The organism is Actinomyces sp. ICM58 (assembly GCF_000283035.1).
In the GTDB taxonomy this organism is placed as follows: Bacteria; Actinomycetota; Actinomycetes; order Actinomycetales; family Actinomycetaceae; genus Pauljensenia.
The window spans coordinates 1-2,147 of the sequence record NZ_ALIY01000212.1; the positions used below are offsets into that span (position 1 = coordinate 1).

The 2,147-nt window shown below is 66.8% G+C and carries 2 protein-coding genes; both read left to right on the plus strand.

From position 1 onward, the window contains the following. The first annotated feature begins 859 nt into the window (after positions 1 to 859). On the plus strand, positions 860 to 1,435 hold the full coding sequence (locus HMPREF1138_RS09390; RefSeq protein WP_009059146.1) for a TM2 domain-containing protein: 576 nt from the start codon (positions 860 to 862) through the stop codon (positions 1,433 to 1,435). A 44-nt stretch (positions 1,436 to 1,479) separates the two neighbouring features. Further along, entirely contained in the window at positions 1,480 to 2,061 is a 582-nt protein-coding gene (gene dcd, locus HMPREF1138_RS09395) for a dCTP deaminase (protein ID WP_009059145.1), read from the plus strand. Positions 2,062 to 2,147: the final 86 nt, after the last annotated feature.

Below are 2,147 nucleotides of genomic sequence, written 5' to 3' on the forward strand. Positions count from 1 at the left end.
CTTTCGTATGCTCTGTGGGCCGTGCGTGGCGGAGGTCCCCCCGGTGGGGGTGTCGCGGGTGACTGCCGGCCGACAGTGCCCGGCCAGTGGTTGCCATCGTTTGCTCAGGTTGTTGTTGGTGGTAGGTGACGGCAGATTCCGGTGTGGGCGTTATGCCGTCGTGCGTTCGGGTTGTCGTCGGTGGTAGCTGCCGGGCCGCCAGTGTCGACGCCTCCAGAGGGGCTGCGTGGCTCTCTGCCTGGTGTGCTCCCTTAATTTCGCATGCAATTCCCCCGAGGCTTGGGTGTGCCTTGAATTCACATCGTTGGAATTACAACGTTTGTGGGTTTGGTTGAATATTCAAGTAAGCGAATTGCATGCGAAATTGTTGGGAGCGTGCCGCCCCAGCGCGCGTGCCCGGCCGCGAACCCAGCAATCTCGAGCCTGCCCACGAATCCGCCAACCGCGGGCCTGCCCGCGTGCCCGCCAGCGGCTCCCCTGCGACGCTGCATGGGGGGAATTGCGGCATTAGGGCTGCGACACGCCGGCGACACGCCGTAGCGATGCGTCTAATGGTGCAAAACCCCCCGTCCGGCCCCGGTTGTGCGGTGCGGCGCGCGCACTTGTCGGCATCGGCATGGGCAGCGGGTTACGAAACCCATCCATCACGGGCGCGTAGACGTTGCAGGGCCTCAGCGCCGCGACATGTCCCATACCCGGCCTTCGGTCCCAGGCGCCGACGCTCGGTGTGCCGAGAATTCACCTCCGGGACCAATCAGGGGTGCCTCGGGGTGGTCGCGGATAACGATCGGACGCTTGGTAGCGGTAGGCTGTAGCGGTACGGCCGCCAGGCCCCCCACGAGAATTGAAAGGCTCAGTCATGACGATGCCCGATCCCCTGGCCAACCCCATCAAGCCCGAGGATGACACCCAGGCCTCGATCCCCGCGCCTGAGGCGCCCAGCTTCCCCCAGTCCTCGGCCCCCGACTTCGACGAGGCCACCGCCACCCCGGGCTCCACCACCTACGGCACCGCCTACGACGCCGCGGGTGCCCAGTCCTTCCCTGGCCCTGAGCAGCCGGCCGCGAATCAGGCCCCCTTCGGCGGCGCGCCTGGCGCGCAGCCTTCCCCCGAGCAGCCCGCCTACGGGTCGGCAGGCTACGGCGACCCGGCCTACGGCCAGCCCGCATACGGACAGCCCGCCTACGGTCAGCAGGCCTACGCGACCCCGCCCAAGCAGTGGGTCCTCGCCCTGGTCCTGGCTTTCTTCCTGGGCGGCTTCGGCGTGCACAACTTCTACCTGGGCTACACGACCCGAGGCATCATCCAGCTGGTGCTGACGATCACCCTCGTCGGTGCGCCCATCTCCGCCATCTGGGCACTCATCGAGTTCATCATGATCATCATGCGTTCCGGCTCCTACGGCTACGACGCATCGGGCCAGCCCCTCGTCTGACTCTGAGGCTGTTGTCGCGGCGCTGAGTATGCGACAATCGTGTCATGCTGCTCAGTGACCGCGACATCAACGCCTCCCTGGACTCCGGGCGAATCCGCCTCGATCCGCTGGACCGTGATCTGGTCCAGCCGGCCAGTATCGACGTGAGGCTGGATCGCCTGTTTCGCCTCTTCGATAACCACCGCTACCCGGTGATCGACCCGGCGGCGGATCAGTCGGATCTGACGCACCAGGTCGACGTCGGCCCGGACCAGCCCTTCGTTCTGCACCCCGGCGAATTCGTCCTGGGCGCCACCTACGAGCTCGTCTCCCTCGGAGACGACATCGCGGCGCGTCTGGAGGGCAAGTCGTCGCTCGGGCGCCTCGGCCTGCTCACCCACTCCACCGCGGGCTTTATCGACCCTGGCTTCTCCGGGCACGTGACCCTCGAGCTGTCGAACACGGCGACGATGCCGATCTTGCTCTACCCGGGCATGAAGATCGGGCAGCTGTGCTTCTTCGACTTGTCTTCCCCGGCCGAGCATCCCTACGGTTCGCAGGGACTCGGCTCTCACTATCAGGGGCAGCGCGGTCCGACGCCGTCGCGCACCCACGAGCGTTTCACGCGCACGCGCATCGAACGGTGACATGATGGCGCTCTATCCTCCTCCGCCTCCCTCCAGGCTCGAACGCATGCGCGCCGAGCGCGCCGCCCGCGCCGCCCACGCCGCGT